This is a genomic window from Streptomyces sp. 8N616 (assembly GCF_052246385.1).
Classification (GTDB): Bacteria; Actinomycetota; Actinomycetes; order Streptomycetales; family Streptomycetaceae; genus Streptomyces.
Genome location: NZ_JBQQBY010000009.1, coordinates 160,473 through 179,394 on the forward strand (window position 1 = coordinate 160,473; position 18,922 = coordinate 179,394).

15 protein-coding genes and 1 other RNA gene are annotated in these 18,922 nt (G+C 71.5%); 2 read left to right on the top strand and 14 right to left on the bottom strand.

What is annotated here, in order from left to right; all coding sequences use genetic code 11:
* The first annotated feature begins 17 nt into the window (after positions 1–17).
* The gene (murA, locus tag ACTWQC_RS11035; RefSeq protein WP_443315419.1) at positions 18–1,355 is read left to right on the top strand and encodes a UDP-N-acetylglucosamine 1-carboxyvinyltransferase; all 1,338 of its coding nucleotides are present in this window, start codon (positions 18–20) and stop codon (positions 1,353–1,355) included.
* Positions 1,356–1,520: 165 nt separating this feature from the next.
* On the opposite strand, the gene ACTWQC_RS11040 is transcribed toward murA, so the two are convergent.
* From ACTWQC_RS11040 to ACTWQC_RS11080, 9 genes are all read right to left on the bottom strand, one after another.
* Complete coding sequence (locus ACTWQC_RS11040) at positions 1,521–1,802, bottom strand: HU family DNA-binding protein (RefSeq protein ID WP_365260683.1); 282 nt, start codon at positions 1,800–1,802, stop codon at positions 1,521–1,523.
* A 323-nt stretch (positions 1,803–2,125) separates the two neighbouring features.
* On the bottom strand, positions 2,126–3,568 hold the full coding sequence (locus ACTWQC_RS11045; protein ID WP_443315420.1) for an NAD-dependent malic enzyme: 1,443 nt from the start codon (positions 3,566–3,568) through the stop codon (positions 2,126–2,128).
* Between the two features lie 533 nt (positions 3,569–4,101).
* On the bottom strand, positions 4,102–6,399 hold the full coding sequence (locus ACTWQC_RS11050) for a HelD family protein (RefSeq protein ID WP_443315421.1): 2,298 nt from the start codon (positions 6,397–6,399) through the stop codon (positions 4,102–4,104).
* A gap of 195 nt (positions 6,400–6,594) precedes the next feature.
* Positions 6,595–7,362: a zf-HC2 domain-containing protein gene (locus ACTWQC_RS11055; RefSeq protein WP_443315422.1), complete on the bottom strand. Its 768-nt coding sequence runs from the start codon at positions 7,360–7,362 to the stop codon at positions 6,595–6,597.
* A complete protein-coding gene (locus ACTWQC_RS11060) occupies positions 7,359–7,973 on the bottom strand; it encodes a sigma-70 family RNA polymerase sigma factor (protein WP_443315423.1) in 615 nt (204 codons plus the stop codon). The genes ACTWQC_RS11055 and ACTWQC_RS11060 overlap by 4 nt, the downstream gene beginning before the upstream one ends.
* A gap of 277 nt (positions 7,974–8,250) precedes the next feature.
* The gene (locus ACTWQC_RS11065) at positions 8,251–8,853 is read right to left on the bottom strand and encodes a CGNR zinc finger domain-containing protein (protein ID WP_443315424.1); all 603 of its coding nucleotides are present in this window, start codon (positions 8,851–8,853) and stop codon (positions 8,251–8,253) included.
* A 418-nt stretch (positions 8,854–9,271) separates the two neighbouring features.
* A complete protein-coding gene (locus ACTWQC_RS11070; protein ID WP_443315425.1) occupies positions 9,272–10,549 on the bottom strand; it encodes a uroporphyrinogen-III synthase in 1,278 nt (425 codons plus the stop codon).
* Positions 10,550–10,722: 173 nt separating this feature from the next.
* On the bottom strand, positions 10,723–12,105 hold the full coding sequence (locus tag ACTWQC_RS11075; RefSeq protein ID WP_443315426.1) for an MFS transporter: 1,383 nt from the start codon (positions 12,103–12,105) through the stop codon (positions 10,723–10,725).
* A gap of 111 nt (positions 12,106–12,216) precedes the next feature.
* Positions 12,217–13,197: a LysR family transcriptional regulator gene (locus tag ACTWQC_RS11080; protein WP_443315427.1), complete on the bottom strand. Its 981-nt coding sequence runs from the start codon at positions 13,195–13,197 to the stop codon at positions 12,217–12,219.
* Between the two features lie 101 nt (positions 13,198–13,298).
* On the opposite strand from ACTWQC_RS11080, the gene ACTWQC_RS11085 reads away from it, so the two are divergent.
* Positions 13,299–14,510: an MFS transporter gene (locus tag ACTWQC_RS11085; RefSeq protein WP_443315428.1), complete on the top strand. Its 1,212-nt coding sequence runs from the start codon at positions 13,299–13,301 to the stop codon at positions 14,508–14,510.
* A gap of 329 nt (positions 14,511–14,839) precedes the next feature.
* Here the strand turns inward: ACTWQC_RS11085 and ssrA are convergent.
* From ssrA to ftsE, 5 genes are all read right to left on the bottom strand, one after another.
* Positions 14,840–15,209: a transfer-messenger RNA gene (ssrA, locus tag ACTWQC_RS11090) on the bottom strand.
* 150 nt (positions 15,210–15,359) lie between these two features.
* A complete protein-coding gene (gene smpB / locus ACTWQC_RS11095) occupies positions 15,360–15,839 on the bottom strand; it encodes an SsrA-binding protein SmpB (protein WP_443315429.1) in 480 nt (159 codons plus the stop codon).
* Between the two features lie 18 nt (positions 15,840–15,857).
* Positions 15,858–17,054: a S41 family peptidase gene (locus tag ACTWQC_RS11100; protein WP_443315430.1), complete on the bottom strand. Its 1,197-nt coding sequence runs from the start codon at positions 17,052–17,054 to the stop codon at positions 15,858–15,860.
* Between the two features lie 153 nt (positions 17,055–17,207).
* Positions 17,208–18,125 (bottom strand): permease-like cell division protein FtsX, encoded by a 918-nt coding sequence (gene ftsX, locus ACTWQC_RS11105; RefSeq protein WP_443315431.1) that lies wholly within the window; start codon positions 18,123–18,125, stop codon positions 17,208–17,210.
* Positions 18,126–18,168: 43 nt separating this feature from the next.
* Complete coding sequence (gene ftsE / locus ACTWQC_RS11110; RefSeq protein ID WP_443315432.1) at positions 18,169–18,858, bottom strand: cell division ATP-binding protein FtsE; 690 nt, start codon at positions 18,856–18,858, stop codon at positions 18,169–18,171.
* Between the last annotated feature and the right edge of the window lie 64 nt (positions 18,859–18,922).

Below are 18,922 nucleotides of genomic sequence, written 5' to 3' on the forward strand. Positions count from 1 at the left end.
CCAGGAACGCGAGACCCATGACCGACGACGTCCTGCTTGTCCACGGCGGCACACCGCTCGAGGGCGAGATCCATGTCCGCGGCGCGAAGAACCTCGTGCCGAAGGCCATGGTCGCCGCTCTGCTCGGCAGCGAGCCAAGCCGGCTGCGCAATGTGCCCGACATCCGTGATGTCCGCGTCGTACGCGGGCTGCTGCAGCTGCATGGCGTCACGGTGCGCCCAGGTGACGACCCGGGCGAGCTGATCCTCGACCCCTCCCGCGTGGAGAGCGCCAACGTCGCCGATATCGACGCGCACGCCGGGTCCTCCCGCATCCCGATCCTCTTCTGCGGCCCGCTGCTGCACCGCCTCGGCCACGCCTTCATCCCGGGCCTGGGCGGCTGCGACATCGGCGGCCGGCCGATCGACTTCCACTTCGACGTGCTGCGCAGGTTCGGCGCGGTCATCGAGAAACGGCCCGAGGGCCAGTATCTGGAGGCGCCTAACCGGCTGCGCGGCACCAAGATCGAGCTTCCGTACCCGTCGGTCGGCGCGACCGAGCAGGTGCTCCTGACCGCCGTCCTGGCCGAGGGCATCACCGAGCTGCGCAACGCCGCGATCGAGCCGGAGATCGAGGACCTCATCTGCGTCCTGCAGAAGATGGGCGCGATCATCACGATGGGCACCAACCGCACCATCCAGATCACCGGCGTGGAGAAGCTCGGCGGCTACAACCACCGGGCCCTGCCCGACCGCCTGGAGGCCGCCTCCTGGGCGTGCGCGGCGCTCGCGACCGAGGGCAACGTTTCCGTACGCGGTGCCAGCCAGCGCGAGATGATGACCTTCCTCAACGTCTTCCGGAAGGTCGGCGGCGCCTTCGAGGTCGACGACAACGGCATCCGCTTCTGGCACCCGGGCGGCCCGCTGAACGCGATCGCGCTCGAGACGGACGTCCACCCGGGCTTCCAGACCGACTGGCAGCAGCCGCTGGTGGTCGCCCTGACCCAGGCGGCGGGCCTGTCGATCGTGCACGAGACGGTGTACGAGTCGCGGCTGGGCTTCACCAGCGCGCTGAACCAGATGGGCGCCCACATCCAGCTCTACCGCGAGTGCCTCGGCGGGACCCCGTGCCGCTTCGGCCAGCGGAACTTCCTGCACTCGGCGGTGGTGAGCGGGCCTACGAAGCTCCAGGGCTCCGACTTGGTCATCCCGGACCTGCGCGGCGGCTTCTCGTACCTGATCGCCGCCCTCGCGGCCCAGGGAACCTCCCGCGTCCATGGCATCGACCTGATCAACCGCGGCTACGAGAACTTCATGGGGAAGCTGGAGGGGCTCGGCGGCAAGGTCGAACTCCCGAAGCCGTCCGCAAGCGCCTGAGCCATCGTCTGCGAGCGCCTGAGCCCCCGACGGACCCCCTGCTGGGGGTCCGGGGGTTACTCCCGAAGCCTCCAGGCGAGCGCCTGGCCGTCCGGCGAGCCGGCACCCACGCAGAAGGGCGGCCACCCTCCCGAGGGTGGCCGCCCTTCGCGTCGTGCGGGGAACTTACTTGCCCTTGGCGGCTTCCTTGAGCTTGGAGCCCGCGGAGACCTTCACGCTGTAGCCGGCCGGGATCTCGATCGGGTCACCGGTCTGCGGGTTCCGCGCGGTGCGAGCGGCACGGTGGGTGCGCTCGAAGGTCAGGAAGCCGGGGATGGTGACCTTCTCGTCGCCCTTGGCGACGACCTCACCGACGGTCTCGGCGAGCGCGTTCAGGACGGCGTCCGCGTCCTTACGGGTCACCTGGGCGCGCTCGGAAAGAGCGGCCACCAGCTCACTGCGGTTCATAGTTACTCCCGTGTTCAACTTGCCAATGAGGCGTGAGATCGAAGCCGATGCTGCCAGGGCCCTCGGACAGTCCCCGGACCCGGGTCTGGTTGCAGACCCTCGCGCCCGGATACGCATCCTGCCCCCACCTGTGGCGGGAAAGCCAATCCGGCACCCCTCGGAGTCACACGAAAAGCGCCACGGCCTCGTTTCGGTGACGCTCCGTCTGCTCCTGGCAGCGCACCGCAGGGCTCGTTCCAGGGTTGCGGCGGGTTTCGCGGCCGTTTTTCTGCCCGTCACCCTATGGGGCCAGGTGGGACCGCGAGCCCTGCGACGCGCCGTGCTCAGTCCGCCGTGGCCGCCGTCACAGCCGGTCCGGCCGCTTTCGCGGCGTCCCGGACCGCTCCGGCGACGGCCCCGGCGACCTTGTCGTTGAAGACACTCGGGACGATGTAGTTCGGGTTGAGCTCGTCCTCGGTGACGACGTCCGCGAGCGCGGTCGCGGCGGCCAGCATCATGTCGGTGTTCACCGTGCGTGACTGGGCGTCCAGCAGGCCGCGGAAGACGCCCGGGAACACGAGCACGTTGTTGATCTGGTTGGGGAAGTCGCTGCGGCCCGTCGCGACGACGGCGGCGGTCTGGCGGGCCACGGCCGGGTCCACCTCCGGGTCCGGGTTGGCCAGTGCGAAGACGATCGCGCCGTCCGCCATGGCGGCGACGTCCTCGCCGGTCAGGACGTTGGGGGCGGAGACGCCGATGAAGACGTCCGCGCCCGCCACGGCCTGCGTGAGGGTGCCGGTGACCCCCTCGGGGTTGGTGTTGTCGGCGATCCAGCGCAGCGCGCCGCCCTCGTTACGGCCGTCGGCCTCGACCAGGTCCTGGCGGCCCGCGTGCACGACGCCGTGGATGTCGGCGACGACCGCGTGCTTCACACCGGCGGCGATCAGCAGCTTGAGGATGGCCGTACCGGCCGCTCCCGCGCCCGACATCACGACCCGTACGTCACCGATGCCCTTGCCGACGACGCGCAGCGCGTTGGTGAGCGCGGCGAGGACGACGATGGCGGTGCCGTGCTGGTCGTCGTGGAAGACCGGGATGTCCAGGGCCTCGCGCAGCCTGGCCTCGATCTCGAAGCAGCGGGGCGCCGAGATGTCCTCGAGGTTGATGCCCGCGAAGCCCGGGGCGATGGCCTTGACGATCTCGACAATGGCGTCGGTGTCCTGGGTGTCCAGGCACAACGGCCAGGCGTCGATGCCGGCGAAGCGCTTGAAGAGGGCCGCCTTGCCCTCCATGACGGGCAGCGCGGCCTTGGGGCCGATGTTTCCCAGGCCCAGGACGGCGGAGCCGTCGGTGACGACGGCGACGCTGTTGCGCTTGATGGTGAGGCGCCGGGCGTCCTCGGGGTTCTCGGCGATCGCCATGCACACGCGGGCGACGCCCGGGGTGTAGACCATGGAGAGGTCGTCACGGTTGCGGATCGGGTGCTTCGACGCCATCTCGATCTTGCCGCCGAGGTGCATCAGGAACGTACGGTCGGAGACCTTGCCCAGCGTGACGCCCTCGATGCCGCGCAGCTTCTCGACGATCTCCTCGGCGTGCGCGGTGGAGGTGGCCGCGACGGTGACGTCGATGCGCAGCTTCTCGTGACCCGACGCGGTGACGTCCAGCCCGGTCACCGAGCCGCCGGAGGACTCCACGGCGGTGGTGAGCTGGCTGACGGCGGTGCCGCTGGCCGGTACCTCCAGCCGGACCGTCATCGAGTAGGAGACGCTGGGCGCCGTTGCCATGGCCGACTTCCTCTTCTGCCTTCTTGTTCGCGTGAGGCGCAGCCCGCGTTCGGCGGGGGCGCGCAGGTTATTCCTCGCTCGCCTCCGGGCGCTTCGACCCGGTGTCGACACTCCTCGGCGCTGCGCTCGTTCCTCGCTTGGCCTCGTCGCTTTCGACACCGGCGCGCCCTTCGGCTCGCTCGGTCGATCGTCGCACCTACCTGCCGGTACGCGTTAGTCGCCTTCGAGTTTCGGAAATATTGTTCCAGCCGCGCGAAAGGGCGCCCCTCTCTGCTGAGAGGGGCGCCCTTCACGTACGAGCGAGGACACCGACCCGCCATGCTCGCCTCGCGGCAAGTGGTCGCTCGAAGCGACAAAGGTTGGGCCCGGGGGCTTGGATCGGGCCGGTGCCACACCCAGGCTAACAAACGACCCCGAGAAGTCATTCCTGTACGGGCAGTTGAGGCGAAACCGCCCCCGATCGGCCGCGCGGGCCGGGTCCGGCAACCGGCCGTGGGGCGACCGCGGGACCGGCCGTACGTCCCGTCCCGTGGTCAGTCCCTGAGCAGGTCCGGGACTCCGTCCGCGTCCGGTACGTCCCGTTCGCCCGAGAGCACCGTCAGCCGCTGCGTGGCCCGGGTCAGCGCCACGTACAGCACCCGCAGCCCGGCCGGAGACTCGTCCGCGATCTCGGCGGGCGAGACCACGACCGTCGCGTCGTACTCGAGCCCCTTCGCCTCCAGGCTGCCCAGCGGCACCACCCGGTCGCCGAGGCCCGCCACCCACTCACGGGCCTGCTCGCGGCGGTCCATCGCCACGACCACGCCGACCGTGCCGTCCACCTCGTCCAACAGGCGCTGGGCCTCCTCGCGTACGGAGGCGGCCAGGCCGTCGCGGGACACGGCGAATCTCGGCTCGATGCCGGTGGTGCGGACCGCCTCCGGGGACTCCATGCCCGGCATGGCCAGGGCGAGGACCCGGGAGGCGACGTCCGCGATCTCCGCGGGGTTGCGGTAGTTCACGGTCAGCATGAACTGGCGGCGCGGGCGGGTGCCGAGCGCCTCGTCCCGCGCCGCGGCCGCCTCCTCCGGGTCGGACCAGGAGCTCTGCGCCGGGTCGCCGACGATCGTCCAGGTGGCGTGCCGGCCGCGGCGGCCGACCAGCCGCCACTGCATGGGCGTGAGGTCCTGCGCCTCGTCGACGATGACGTGGGCGTAGTCCGTACGCTCCTCCTCCAGCCGCTCGCCCCGGCTGCGGCGGACGGGTCCCGTGCGCTCGGCGTAGGTGGTGAGTTCCTCCAGGCCGGTCAGCTGGTCGAGCGGGTCGACCTCGCGCTTGCGGGGCCTGGCCGGGGTGCCGAGCAGCACGTGCAGCTCGTCGAGCAGCGCCACGTCGTGCACCGACAGCGGCCCCCGGCCCTCGGCGTCGAGCCGCCCCAGGGAGCGGGCGAGCAGCCGCACTTCGCGCTGCGTCAGCACCCGGCGCGACCAGCGGGCGAGTCGCCGCTCGTCGGCCATGGCGGCGAGCACCAGGCGCGGGGTGAGCTCGGGCCACCAGGCGTCGAGGAAGTCGGTGAAGTACGGCTCGGTGGAGAGGTCCTCGTCGAACCCGGCGCGGGCCTCGGCGGCCAGCTCCGGGTCCGTATAGCGCCGGTGCGCGCCGGACTTCGTCCAGAGCGCGTCCAGCAGGAGGCGGCGGGCCCGGGGGCGCAGCAGGTTCACGGGGGCGGTCCCGCCCAACGCGGCCTGCCGGATGCGCTGCAGCTCGGCGGCGTCCAGCTCGACGCGGCGGCCGAAGGCGACGACGCGCAGCCGGTCCGGGGTGTCGCCGATGTCGAGCGCGCCCCTGGCCGCCTTGCGGAGCACCTTCACCATGTGGGACGAGCCCTTGATCCGGGCCACGGCCGGCTCGTCGTACGTGTCCGCCTGCGCGCCCTCGACCAGCGAGCCGACCGCGCGGATCGCGACCTGCCCCTCCTCGCCGAGGGACGGCAGCACGCCCTCGGTGTACGCGACGAGCAGCGGGGTCGGGCTGACGACCAGGATGCCCCCGGCGTAGCGGCGGCGGTCCTGGTAGAGGAGGTACGCGGCGCGGTGCAGGGCGACCGCCGTCTTGCCGGTGCCCGGGCCGCCGCCGACCTCGGTGACGGAGGCGGCGGGGGCGCGGATGACGAGGTCCTGCTCGGCCTGGATGGAGGCGACGATGTCGCGCATGGCGTGGCTGCGGGCCCGGCCGAGCGCGGCCATCAGGGCGCCGTCGCCGACGACGGGCAGCTCCGAGCCGTCCAGGGAGGCTGTCAGCTCGGGGCGCAGCAGGTCGTCCTCGACGCCGAGGACCCGGCGGCCCTTGCTGCGGATGACGCGGCGGCGGACGACGCGGCCCGGGTCCTTGGGGGTGGCTCGGTAGAAGGGGGCGGCGGCGGGGGCCCGCCAGTCGATGACGAGCGGGGAGTAGTCGGCGTCGAGGACGCCGAGCCGGCCGATGTGCAGGGTCTCGGCGATCTCGGCGCGGCCGTCCCGTACGGCGTCGTCCGCGGGCTCGACCGAGGTGTACGCACCGTCCGGGCCTCGCGCCCCGTCCTTGCCGTGCAGCAGGTCGATCCGGCCGAAGAGGAAGTCCTCGAACTCGCTGTTCAGCCGGTTGAGGTGGACTCCGGCGCGGAAGACCTGGGCGTCGCGTTCGGCGAGTGCGCCGGGCGTGCCGACCTGGCCGCGCCGGGCGGCGTCGTCCATCAGGAACTCGGCCTCGTGGATCTTCTCCTCGAGGCGCCGGTACACCTGATCCAGGTGATCTTGCTCGACACCGATCTCGCGGTCACGTACCGAATCGACAGCGACTTCCTGCGCGGCCACCCGTGCCCCCTTCTGACGTGCTGGGCAGCCGTCAACCGTACGCGAAGGGGGCGTACCGCGCATCTGTGATCAGGGATCTTTTCCGATCCCGCCGTTCATGACCGGGGCCGGGGCCGGGCTCTGAGGCCGGGCCCCGGTTCGGGGCGGCGCCGAGAAGGGGAGGCGCCGCGCTCAGGCGCCGCAGCCAGGCCCCGCTCAGGCGCCGACGGAGACCAGGCGCTTGCCGTCGAAGGTGCGGACCTCGAAGTGATCGATGTCGCTGCGGGCCATGGCCGCGCCGCCGTGCACATAGAGCGGTTGCTTGGCTTTCTCGTTGGTGCTGCCGGGGATGCCGTAGCCCCACTTCGGGACCGACCAGGAGGTGACGACCTCCTCGTCCCCCGTCTTGGAGACGGCGACGAGGCTGCACTTGAGCGGGCCCTTGACGTTCTTCAGCTCCAGCACGGCGTGCGTGCCCCAGGCCTTCTTCTCGGTGCCGACGGTCGCCGCCACATTGCTGACCGGGTCGGTCGCCTCGACCTTGTCGGTCATGTGGTTGAAGAAGGCGTCCTCGGCCGGGCTCGTGGAGTGGGCGTGCGGCAGGGCGGCTTGGGACTTGCCGTCGTCGGAGGCCATCACGCCGGTGGCGACGGGCCCGCCGATGATCAGCGCGGCGGCGGCCGCGACCAGGTAGAGCCCGCGCCTGCGCTTCTGGCTGCGCTTGACCGCCACCTCGTCCACCAGCCGGTCCAGCAGCTGCGGGCTCGGCGGGGCGTGCAGCGCGGCGGGGTCGGGGACGGCGGACGGGGTCTCGGCGAGGGAGGCCAGCAGCGGCTCGAGCCCCATGAACTCCTCGAGCTGCTGCGCGCAGGCGTCGCAGTACGCCAGATGGTCTTCGAAGCGCGCCGCGTCCGCGGGATCGAGCACACCGAGCGCGTAGGCACCGACGGCCTCGTGCTCCGAAGGGCGCTCATGCGCTGTCATGCCGTCACTCCTCGTTCCTCGAGCGCGAGCTTCATGGAGCGCAGCGCATAGAACACACGGGATCTCACGGTCCCACTGGGTATACCCAGTTTTTCGGCCGCCTCATTGACCGTACGGCCCTTGAAGTACGTCTCGACGAGCGCCTCCCGGTGCGCGTCGCTGAGGTCGCTCAGAGCATCGGAGAGCGTCATGAGCGACAGAGCCTTGTCGATCTCGTCCTCCGCGGGCATGAGTTCCAGGGGTGACGGGTCGACCTCCTGTGGGCGTGCCTGGCGGCTGCGGTGGCCGTCGATGACGATACGGCGGGCCACGGTCACGAGCCACGGGCGTACGGACCCGGTGGCCCTGTTCAGCTGCTCGGCGTTGCGCCAGGCACGTACCAGCGTCTCCTGGACGACGTCCTCCGCGCGGTGGCGGTCGCCCGCCACCAGCCGGAGTACGTAGGCGAGCAAGGGACCCGCGTGCTCGCGGTAGAGGACTCGCATGAGCTCCTCATCCGGCACGCTGCCGCCGGCCCGGGGTTTTTCGGCCCTGTGCCGGGTTCTGGAAGGACGGTGTTCGACCACGGCCGCATCCTTGCGCACCCGAACCTCCTGGTCGAGTCCCAGCATTGGAAACGCTGGGGACGGTCATTGGACGAAATGGCAGGAGTAGGGCGGGAGTCCGCAGCCCTCGTCTGCTGCGGACTCCCGCCCGTCCTCGGACCCACTGGCGTGGGGGAACAGCAGTGGCCCGAGGAGCCGCGTCCCTCCTGAGTACGGGTGCGGGCGCCGAGTTGCTCAACGGCTCGCGAAAAACTTCGGGAATTCGGTGGCGGGGTGCTCTGGTACGGAGTGAAAACGCCTTGCGGTTCAGGGGAGTTCGAGTGGTGTGGTCCGCACGGCGGCGTCAGTTCCGCGCGGCGACGGCACGCCGCCGGTGCCGGGCGACCCGCTCCCGGTTGCCGCACACCTCGCTGGAGCACCAGCGGCGCCGCCGCCCGCGCGAGGTGTCGAGGTAGACCAGCGAGCAGGAGTCCCCTGCGCACTGCCGCAGCTGACCACGGGCGGTGGCGTCGGTGAGGAGATCGACGGCGTCCCGGGCCACGGCGGAGAGCAGCCCCGCGCAGTCGGGAACCGCGGCGAACCTGCGGACCAGGCCGCCGTCCTCGGTGCGCACGGCCCGTACGGCGGGTGGCGCGGCGGCCGCGAGGGCGTTGAGCGCGTCGATGTCGCGATCGGCCGCACGACCGGTGAGCTCGGCCCCGACCACCCTGCGCAACAGGTCGCGGAGCAGGCGGAAGCGGTCGAGCCAGCGGTCGTCGGCGGCACGGAGCGGGCATCCCGCGGGCGCGAGGCCTGCGCCGGTCAGCCAGTCCCGCAGCCGCTGCGGGGTGTCGAGCCGCTCCACCGGCTCGCCTCCGGGGACGCGGGGCGGGAGCAGGGTGGCGGCGAGGTCGAGGCAGACCCGCCCGGCGTCGAACCGCAGATCGCCGAAAACCATAGCTGCCATGCCCCTGTCACTCCTTGGCTGCCAGGGCGCCCCGCCAGGGCACCTGAGGGAACTTCACTTCCCAGAGTGCCCCTATTGCCCCGCCAAGCCCACCCTCCGACACCGCGAGCGCATGTCTGCGCCCGCTCTCTCAATGTCTTCGCCCGCGCGGGCGCGTTCCGCCCATGCGGGCGGAGACATGGGTTGGGAGAAGAAGCGGGAGTGGGTGGGAAGACCAGGCGCGGGACTCCGCCGAGGGCCACTGCGGGCGAGCCGTCTGCGCAGGCCCGCCGCAGGCGGGCGAGCTCCGCACCGGGCGGGCGCCGCAGGCGGGCGAGCTCCGCACCGGGCGGGCGCCGCAGGTGAGCGGGCGGGGCCGGGTTCGTATGCCGCACCGCACCGTGGCGCTCCGCGGCCGCCCGGGTGTGCGGCAGCGCGCCTACGCGCTGCCGTACTTCGTGTCGGCAGCCGGGTCCAGTGCCAGCCGGTAGCCCCGCTTGACCACCGTCTGGATCAGTTTCGGCGCGCCAAGGGCCGTACGGAGCCGGGCCATCGCCGTCTCCACGGCGTGCTCGTCGCGCCCCGCGCCCGGAAGCGCGCGCAGCAGGTCCGCCCGCGGCACCACCCAGCCGGGCCGCCGGGCCAAGGCCCGTATCAAGGCCATGCCCGCAGGCGGTACGGTGCGCAACTCGCCGTCCACCAGGACCGCGTGCCCCCGGATCTCCAGCTTTCGCCCTGCGACCGGCAACGGCCGCACCTTGCCGGGCAGTTCGAGACACAGCAGCTGCACGAGCGGACCGAGGCGGAACCGCTCGGGCTGCGCGGTGGCGACGTCGTGCGCCTCGAGCGGCAGCGCGGTCACCGGGCCGACGCACGCGGGCAACACGTCGTGCCGCAGCGCGTCCAGAAACTCGTCCAGCATGCCGCGCTCCGTGGCCCGCTCCAGCAGCGAGGCCGCAGCGGGCGCGCTCGTGAAGGTGACCGCGTCGAGCGAGCGCGCGACCGTCGCGTCCAGCAGCCGGTCGACCGGTCCGAGGTCCTCCGGGGGCATCCAGCGGTAGACCGGCACGCCGACGACCTCGCCGCCCCCGGCCCGCAGCGACTCGACGAAGCCGGGCAGCGGCTCGCCGTGCAGCTGAACCGCTATCCGGCGGCCGTCGACGCCCTCCTCCAGCAGCCGGTCGAGCACCTCGGCCATCGATTCGGACGCGGGCGACCACTCCTCGGTCAGCCCCGCGGCCCGGATCGCACCGCGCACCTTGGGCCCGCGGGCCAGCAGCTCCACGCCGCGCAGCCGATCCAGCAGCGCCTCGCCGAGCCCCCAGCCGTCGGCCGCCTCGACCCAGCCGCGGAAGCCGATCGCGGTGGTCGCGACCACCACATCGGGCGCGTGGTCGATCAGCTGCTTGGTGGCGGCGAGGAGTTCGGTGTCGTCGGGGAGCGGAACGATACGGAGCGCCGCCGCGTGCTGCACCGCCGCGCCGCGCCGCCGCAGCAGCGTGCCGAGCTCATCGGCTCTCCGCGCCGCGGTGACGCCCACGGTGAACCCCGCCAGCGGCTGCGGCGCGGCGGCCGAGCCGGCAGGGGTTGCCGATCCGGCAGGGGTCGCCGCATCGGCAGGGCTCGCGGAGGCGGCAAGGCCGGCCGCGCCGCTCTGCGGCTCGGCGGCGCCGCCCGCCAGGGCCGCCGCCTGGGCTGTCTTCTGCTCTCCGTACATGGCTCTCGTCCCGCTTCGCATAGGTGGTGCGCGTGCGCCCGGGGCTTACGAATCCTGTCAACGCCCGATGACGTACGGGGTTCGCCCGCATTTCGCCAGTGTTAACGCACGTACGGCCCGGGGCTGCCCCGGGCCGTACGCGCCGCTGTTCCGTTCGCCGTGCTCGGCCGCGCTCAGACCTCCGCGTAGGCGGGCGCGGGCCGCTCCGCCACCGGCTGCCCGGCCGCCACCGTGCGCGATGCGGTCCGCCGCAGGTATACGGCCCAGGTCATCACGAAGCACACGGCGTAGAAGGCGAGGAAGGACACGAACGCCGCGGTGCCCGTCCCGGAGGTCATGAAGGACTGCCGGAACGCGAGGTTGATGCCGAGGCCGCCGAGCGCCCCGACCGCACCGATGAGACCGATCGCGGCACCGCCCAGGCGCCGCCCGTAGGCCGCGGCCTCCTCACCGGTCATGCCCAGCGCGATGGCCTTGGCGTGGTAGATCCCCGGGATCATCTTGTACGTCGACCCGTTGCCGAGGCCGGAGAAGACGAAGAGGGTGATGAAGCCGATGAGGAAGATCGGCAGCGACTTCTGGACCGAAGCGGCGATCACCACACTGGTGGCCACGGCCATCGCCGCGAAGTTCCACAGCGTGATCTTTCCGCCGCCGTACTTGTCCGCGAGCCAGCCGCCGACCGGCCGGATCAGCGAGCCGAGCAGCGGGCCGATGAACGTGAGCGAGGCCGACTGCAGCGGTGTGCGGCCGAACTGGGTCTGCAGCACCAGGCCGAAGGCGAAGCTGTAGCCGATGAACGAGCCGAAGGTGCCGATGTAGAGGAACGACATGATCCAGGTGTGCGCGTCCTTGACGGACTCCTTGGCGGCTCCGGTGTCGTTCTTCACCGGCGCGAGGTTGTCCATCTTGATCGCGGCCAGCGCCGCCGCGATGACGATCAGCGGCAGGTAGATCCCCAGCAGCATCCGCGGCTGCCCGGCGCCGGCCGTGGCGATGACGGCCAGACCGACGAGCTGGACCACCGGCACTCCGATGTTGCCGCCGCCCGCGTTGAGGCCGAGCGCCCAGCCCTTCTTCCGCAGCGGGAAGAAGGAGTTGATGTTCGTCATGGACGAGGCGAAGTTTCCGCCGCCCACCCCGGTGAGCATCGCGACCAGCATGAACGTCGTGTACGACGTGCCGGGCTTCATCACGGCGAACGCCGCGATCGTCGGCAGCAGCAGGAGCCCCGCGCTCACGATCGTCCAGTTGCGGCCCCCGAAGCGCGCCACGGCGAAGGTGTACGGCACACGGATGCAGGCACCGACCAGCGTCGCCATCGCGACCAGGAAGAACTTCCCGGCCGGGTCGATGCCGTACTCCGGTCCCATGAAGAGGACCAGGACCGACCACAGGGTCCAGATCGAGAAGCCGATGTGCTCGGAGAAAACGGAGAAGAGCAGGTTGCGGTTGGCAACCTTCTGACCCGTTTCCTTCCAGAAGGTCTCGTCCTCCGGATCCCACTGCTCGATCCAGCGGCCTCCTTTACGGGATGTCGTCGTCGGGGCAGTCATCACGCCTCCAGAGGGTGTCGGGCCATGGCCGGGTTGTGCGCCGTGAGCCTGACGCTAGAGACGGCGGGTTTCGGGCCCGTGGCGTCAGGTGACGCGTACGAAACCTTGCACTCACCTGCGCGGGGGCGGACCTGTGAGAGCTGCGTCCGCATCCGGCAGCCATGAGCCCGGCGGGAGTCGCAGCCAGCCGTGCGCCTCGGCCAGCGTACAGACGACCTCGTGGAGGGCGTCGAGGCCGGGGTGACGCAGCCCCGCCCGCCACACCATCGACACGGGTGACAGCGGCACGGGAGCGGTCAGCGGCCGCAGGACCATGCCGGGCACAACGGTGAAGGCCACGCTCGCCAGCACCGACCAGCGCCGCTTGGTCACGATGCGGACGAACTCGCCGTCGCCGTCGATCTCGGGGAACGGCTCGGCCACAGCGATGCCGCGGCCCGCGAACAGCTGCTCGGCGAGGTCCGTCCATTCGGCCGTTGCGGGGTTGCCCGCCGCGGCATACAGCGTCTCGCCGGCGAGCGCGGCCACAGGGACCTGCGGGAGCGCGGCAAGCGGATGGTCCTCGTGCAGCAGGACCGCCATCGGCTCGTAACGTACGGGACGGTGGCCGAGACGGGCACGTACGGCAGGGTCGAGCCCGGCGACCCTGCCGAAGGAGACGTCGAGCCGCCCGCTCAGGATGTCGGCGGCCGCGCCGGTGAGGCCGCTGTGGAAGCGGGCCACCAGCTCCGTGTCGGGGGCCGCGCGGCGGGCCTCCTCCACTACGCGGTATGCGGTGGACACGGTGGCACCGACGTCGACGAGCAGCGGGCGCTGCGGGGCGGCTGCGGCGCCGAAGGCGGCCGCCAGCTCGTCCTGGGCGGCCAGGACCCGCTCGGCGTAGGGCAGCAGCCGCTCGCCGTCCACGGTCAGCTCCACGCTGCGGGTGGTGCGAACGAACAGCGTCACGCCCAGTTGCCGCTCCAGCCGCCGGATGTCCCGGCTCAGCGCCTGCTGCGCGACATAGAGCCGAGCGGCGGCACGGGTGAAGTGCAGCTCGCCGGCGACGGCGGTGAAGGCGCGCAGCAGGCGCGGCTCTATGTCCCCCAGCATCCGCACAGTCTGACGCATCCCGAACTTTGACAACACAGATGCGTGAATGGCCGCCGAACAGGTGTTGGACCGGTTCCGGCGCGGACGGCGAGGGTGATCGCATGATCCCGTTCCTGACCCCGTACGCCCGGGTCTTCGCGCCGCGGGGCGCGCTCGCCTTCACGCTCGCCGGGTTTCTCGCGCGGCTGCCGCTCTCGATGCTCGGCGTGAGCAACGTGGTGATGATCGCGGCCGTGCGCGACTCGTACGCCCTGGCCGGGGCGGTCTCGGCGACCGGGGTCGCGGTCACGGCGGTCACCGCGCCGCTGCTCGGGAGGCTGGTCGACCGGCACGGGCAGGCGCGGGTGGCCGTACCTGCGGCGCTCGTGTTCGCCGCCGGCGCGGCGGCGATGCTGCTGTGCGTGCACTACGGCGCCCCGGACTGGGCGCTGTTCCCGGCGTGCGCGGGCTCCTCGGGAGTGCCGAGCGTGGGGGCGATGACCAGGGCGCGGTGGGCGGAACTCCACCGGAGGAGCGGCGAGCTGCGGCACACCGCCAACTCCGTCGAGCAGGTCCTCGACGAGATCTCCTTCATGCTGGGCCCGGTGCTGGCGATGCTGCTGTGCACGCTCGTGTTCCCGGAGGCCGGGCTGCTCACCGCGGCCGCGCTCCTGACCGGCGGCACCCTGCTCTTCGCGGCCCAGCGCTCCACCGAGCCGCCGGTGCGGCCCAGGGCGGCGGGCGGCGGCTCGGGACCCCTGCGCATACCCGGCCTCGGGGTCGTACTTGCGACCTTCCTGGCGACCGGCGCCCTCTTCGGCTCGTTGGAGGTGGCGACGGTCGCTGCGGTGGAGGAGCTGGGCTCCGGCCCGGCGAGCAGCGCCGTACTGGCCCTCCAGGCCGCGGGGTCGTGCGTGGCGGGCCTGGTCTTCGGTGCGCTGCGGCTGCGGGAGCCGGCCGCGGGCCGCTTCGCCGCGGGCACGGCGGCCATGGCGCTGGCCGTCCTCCCGCTGACCGCGGCCGACAGCCTCCCGGCCCTGTCCGCCCTGCTCTTCCTCGCAGGCATGGCGACGGCTCCGACGATGGTCACCGGCATGACCCTCGTCCAGGCGCTGGTGCCCGCGGGGCGGCTCAACGAGGGCATGACCACGGTCTATACGGGGCTGCTGGTCGGCATCGCGGCGGGCGCGGCGGCGGGCGGCCGGACCGTGGAACATCTGGGCGCAGGCGCGGCCTACTGGGCTACGGCCACGGCGGGCGCCCTGGCCCTCCTGATCGCCGCATCCGGCTCCGGCCGTTTGCGGGCAGGGCCTCCGGCCCCTCACGCGCCGTAGGGCCCGCCCTGGACTGGGGCCCCTCGGCCCGGTCGTCGCATAGCCGACCCGACGCTGCGCGGCGACCGCGCACACAGGGAGCGCCAGAGCCGCTGAGCCAAGGCGCTGCGGGGCCGCCCGGCGCTCCGCGCAGCGGTGGAGTCGGCGCTTCGCGGGGGGCTCCCGCCGGGCCGCAATACCCCGTAACGAGGACGGCCCCGCCGTAGGCGGGGCCGTCCTCGTATAAGGGGGTGCGGGTGGCGAAGCCCCCGCTCGCGCGGAGAAGCCGCGCAACAACGACGAAGGCGACGCGGCCCGCGCTTTTCGCGGGCACACGTCGCCTGTCGCCTTCGTGGAGATGGCGGGAATCGAACCCGCGTCCAACGGTGCGGAACCAGGGCTTCTCCGAGCGCAGTCTGCTGTGCTTTTCTCAGCCCCGGCAGTCACGCAGACAAGCTGCCGACGGGCTCAGCCACTGTTTGCTTTCCCACTGGCCCCCGTGGCCGGGTCCAGTGGTTGAGTTCCCTAGCTGATGCCAGGATCCGGGTCGGGAACAGCCCCGGGCTGACACTTCGCAGGTCGCTACTTAGGCAGCGAGGGCGAAGGAATCGCGCTTGGTGTTGGCGATTATTTTTTGCGACACGTGGTTTACGAGATCATTGCCGCTTCCTCGGCTCGCTTCCCCTGCCTCGACATCCGCTGTCGAAACCGATCATCCCCATGTGGTGTTTTCAAGGTGCGCACCCCGTGGGGTGCAGGTGCCATCGTACGGGATCAACACAGGCCGGGGCCACTATATTCCGGGCGTCCGGGGCGCCCGCGCCGCCCAGGCATAGGGCCCGGGGCGCCCGGAGGCGCCGAGCCCGGCGGCTACGCCCGCTGCCGCCGCCGCGCCGCCGAGATCGCCCGCTCCGCCTCGCGCCTGTCCTGCTTCTCCCGCAGCGTCTGCCGCTTGTCGTACTCGCGCTTGCCCCTGGCCAGCGCGATCTCGACCTTGGCCCGGCCGTCCTTGAAGTACAGCGACAGCGGTACGAGCGTGTGCCCGGTCTCCTGCGTCTTGCCGATCAGCTTGTCGATCTCCGCCCGGTGCATCAGCAGCTTCCGCTTCCGCCGCGCCGAGTGGTTCGTCCACGTCCCCTGGCTGTACTCGGGGATGTGCACGTTGTGCAGCCACGCCTCGCCGCCGTCGAGCTGCGCGAAGCCGTCCACCAGCGAGGCCCGGCCCTGCCGCAGCGACTTCACCTCGGTGCCGGTCAGTACAAGGCCGCACTCGTAGGTGTCCAGGATGAGGTAATCGTGCCGCGCCTTCTTGTTCTGCGCGATCAGCTTGCGACCCGTCTCTTTAGCCATAGCGAGGCCATTGTCGCACTACGAACCGTGGCCGAGGCCACCCAATACCGTGCGCGCGCGCTCCTCCGCCCCCTGCCGCACGGCCAGGTCGGGGGCGATGCCGTCGCCGTCCACGCTGCGCCCGGCGGGGGTCCTGTAGTGGCCCACGGTCAGCTCGGCCACCGAGCCGTCCGGCAGCTCGCTGGGCATCTGGACCGCGCCCTTGCCGAAGGTGCGCGAGCCGACGACCACGGCCCGGCCGCGGTCCTGGAGGGCGCCGGTCAGCAGCTCGGCCGCGCTCATGGTGCCGCTGTCGACGAGGACGACGAGCGGGCTGCGGTGGTCCCCGCCCTCCTCCGCGTAGAGGGCCCGCTGCTGGCCCTGTACGTCGTACGTGGCCACGAGGCCGCCGTCGAGGAAGGCGGACGCCGCGGTCACGGCCTCGGTGACCAGCCCTCCGGAGTTGCCGCGCAGGTCGAGCAGGATGCCGTCGCCGTCGTGCACCTCCTGCACCGCGCGCCGCACCTGCTCACCGGCGCCCTTGGCGAAGGATTCGACCTTGATGCGGGTGGTGCGGCCGTCGGCGGACCGCTCCGCGGTGACGGTCTCGATGGCCAGGCGGGTGCGGCGCAGCGTCTCGTCCCAGCTCCTGCCGGCCCGCTCCAGGCCCAGCGCGACGGGCGTGCCCGCGGCCGCCGCGCGCCCCCCGTACGGCTGCGCTTCCCCCGCGCCCCGCAGCAGCGATACGACCTCGGTGACGGGCCGGCCCGTTATGGGCTCGCCGTCGATCGTGCGCAGCCGGTCACCGACCGTGATGCCGGCGCGGTCGGCGGGGCTGCCCGGCTGGACCCCGGCGACCTCGATCCTGCCGCCGGGTCTGCATCGCACCCACAGGCCGACGCCGACGTACTCGCCGTCGAGGGCCTGCTGGACGTCCTCGTACTCGCGGGCGCTGTAGACGGCGCTCCAGCGGTCGCCGCTCCGGCTGACCACCTCTTCCGCCGCCTCGGAGCCGGACTTGCCCTCGGCCATCGCCTTGGCGGCGGCCTCCGTGACCTCGGCCCTGTCGGTGCTGCCGACCACCGAACGGGCCCCCGCGCCGGGGTAGTTGCCCGCCTCGCCGCCGAGAGCACTGGCGGCGGCCGCGCCGGTCACGAGCACGGTCGCAAAAACGAACGTCAGGGCCGCCCCGCGGCGAATGCTGCGGGGCCGGACGAACATCGACGGGCCCGACATGCCGGTGAGTCTAGGACAACGCAGGGGCGCCGCAGGGCAGGTTGACCCTACGGCGCCCGGGGCATACGTCACACCTTGAGGCACTTGCGGAGCACGATGAACGGCGCAAGCGCGGGCGTAACGACGCACAGCGCGGCGCAGCGAGGCAGGCTGTCACACCTTCAGGTACTTCCGGAGCGCGAAGAAGGCCGCGAGCGCGGGCATCAGCAGGCCGATCGCGAGCACCAGCGGCAGCACGGCCAGCACCGCGTCCCAGCCGATGAAGTTGATCAGCTGCATCTTCTCGGCGAGCGCCAGGCCGTGGTCGATGAGGAAGTAACGGCCGACCAGCAGCATCACGCAGGCGCCGACCGCGCCGAGCAGTCCGGCGAAGGCCGCCTCCATGATGAAGGGCACCTGGATGTAGAAACTGGACGCGCCGACCAGCCGCATGATGCCGGTCTCCCGGCGACGGCTGAACGCCGAGACGCGGACCGTGTTGACGATCAGCATCAGCGCGACGATCAGCATCAGCGCCATCACGCCCAGGGCCGCGTAGTTCATGCCGTAGAGAAGGTTGAAGAGGTTCTCCAGCAGGCCCTTCTGGTCCTGCACCTCCTGTACTCCGGGCCGGCTCGAGAAGGCGCTGGAGATCACCTGGTACTTCTCCGGGTCCTTCAGCTTGATCCGGAAGGACTCCTGCATCTGGTCCGGGGTGAGGGAGTCGGCGAGCGGCGAGTCGCCGAACTGCTCCTTGTAGTGCTTGTACGCCTGGTCGGCCGTCTCGAACTGCACGCTCTCCACGACCGGCATCTTGTCGAGGTCCGCCTTGATCTCCTGCTTCTGGTCCGCCGTGACCGCACCCTTGATGCAGTTGACGTCACTCTCCGCGTCGTTCTTGTTGCAGAGGAAGATCGAGACGTTGACCTTGTCGTACCAGTAGCCCTTCATCGTGCTCACCTGTTCCCGCATCAGCAGGGATCCGCCGAAGAGGGCGAGCGAGAGGGCGACGGAGACGATGACCGCGAACGTCATCGTGAGATTGCGACGGAGACCGACGCTGATCTCCGACAGGACGAACTGGGCGCGCATGATGTCCTTTCAGGGGAGGCTGCAGCAGCTACGGGCGCACGTCTCAGTGCTGGTAGCCGTACACACCGCGCGACTGGTCGCGTACCAGCCGGCCCTTCTCGAGTTCGATGACGCGCTTGCGCATCTGGTCGACGATCTGCTGGTCGTGCGTGGCCATCACGACCGTCGTGCCGGTCCGGTTGATCCGGTCCAGCAGCTTCATGATGCCGACGGAGGTCTGCGGGTCGAGGTTGCCGGTCGGCTCGTCCGCGATGAGCAGCATGGGGCGGTTGACGAACGCCCGCGCGATGGCCACGCGCTGCTGCTCACCGCCGGACAGCTCGCCCGGCATGCGGTCGTCCTTGCCGCCCAGACCGACGAGGTCCAGGACCTCGGGCACGGTCTTGCGGATCTGGCCGCGCGGCTTGCCGATGACCTCGAGGGCGAAGGCGACGTTCTCGCCGACCGTCTTGTTCGGGAGCAGCCGGAAGTCCTGGAAGACCGTCCCCAACTGGCGGCGCATCTGCGGCACCTTCCAGTTGGAGAGCTTGCCCAGGTCCTTGCCCAGCACGTGAACCATGCCGTGGCTGGCCCGCTCCTCACGCAGCAGCAGTCGCAGGAAGGTGGACTTGCCGGAGCCCGAGGAGCCGACGAGGAAGACGAACTCGCCCCTCTCGATCTCGAGCGAGACGTCCCGGAGTGCGGGACGTGTCTGCTTGGGGTAGGTCTTGGAGACGTTGTCGAATCGGATCACGGATGCACCAGGGTCGACCTGTAAGGGGGAACGGGACGCCCGGGGTACGGGATCCCGTCGGTGA

Excerpts from the sequence above, each read along its gene's own strand:
- ACTWQC_RS11055 (WP_443315422.1), bottom strand. The coding sequence starts at position 7,362 with ATGACAGCGCATGAGCGCCCTTCGGAGCACGAGGCCGTCGGTGCCTAC.
- ACTWQC_RS11100 (WP_443315430.1), bottom strand. The coding sequence starts at position 17,054 with ATGTCGGGCCCGTCGATGTTCGTCCGGCCCCGCAGCATTCGCCGCGGG.
- ACTWQC_RS11080 (WP_443315427.1), bottom strand. The coding sequence starts at position 13,197 with ATGCTGGGGGACATAGAGCCGCGCCTGCTGCGCGCCTTCACCGCCGTC.
- ACTWQC_RS11045 (WP_443315420.1), bottom strand. The coding sequence starts at position 3,568 with ATGGCAACGGCGCCCAGCGTCTCCTACTCGATGACGGTCCGGCTGGAG.
- murA (WP_443315419.1), top strand. The coding sequence starts at position 18 with ATGACCGACGACGTCCTGCTTGTCCACGGCGGCACACCGCTCGAGGGC.
- ACTWQC_RS11060 (WP_443315423.1), bottom strand. The coding sequence starts at position 7,973 with ATGCTGGGACTCGACCAGGAGGTTCGGGTGCGCAAGGATGCGGCCGTG.
- ACTWQC_RS11040 (WP_365260683.1), bottom strand. The coding sequence starts at position 1,802 with ATGAACCGCAGTGAGCTGGTGGCCGCTCTTTCCGAGCGCGCCCAGGTG.
- ACTWQC_RS11085 (WP_443315428.1), top strand. The coding sequence starts at position 13,299 with ATGATCCCGTTCCTGACCCCGTACGCCCGGGTCTTCGCGCCGCGGGGC.
- smpB (WP_443315429.1), bottom strand. The coding sequence starts at position 15,839 with ATGGCTAAAGAGACGGGTCGCAAGCTGATCGCGCAGAACAAGAAGGCG.
- ACTWQC_RS11075 (WP_443315426.1), bottom strand. The coding sequence starts at position 12,105 with ATGACTGCCCCGACGACGACATCCCGTAAAGGAGGCCGCTGGATCGAG.
- ACTWQC_RS11065 (WP_443315424.1), bottom strand. The coding sequence starts at position 8,853 with ATGGCAGCTATGGTTTTCGGCGATCTGCGGTTCGACGCCGGGCGGGTC.
- ACTWQC_RS11070 (WP_443315425.1), bottom strand. The coding sequence starts at position 10,549 with ATGTACGGAGAGCAGAAGACAGCCCAGGCGGCGGCCCTGGCGGGCGGC.
- ftsX (WP_443315431.1), bottom strand. The coding sequence starts at position 18,125 with ATGCGCGCCCAGTTCGTCCTGTCGGAGATCAGCGTCGGTCTCCGTCGC.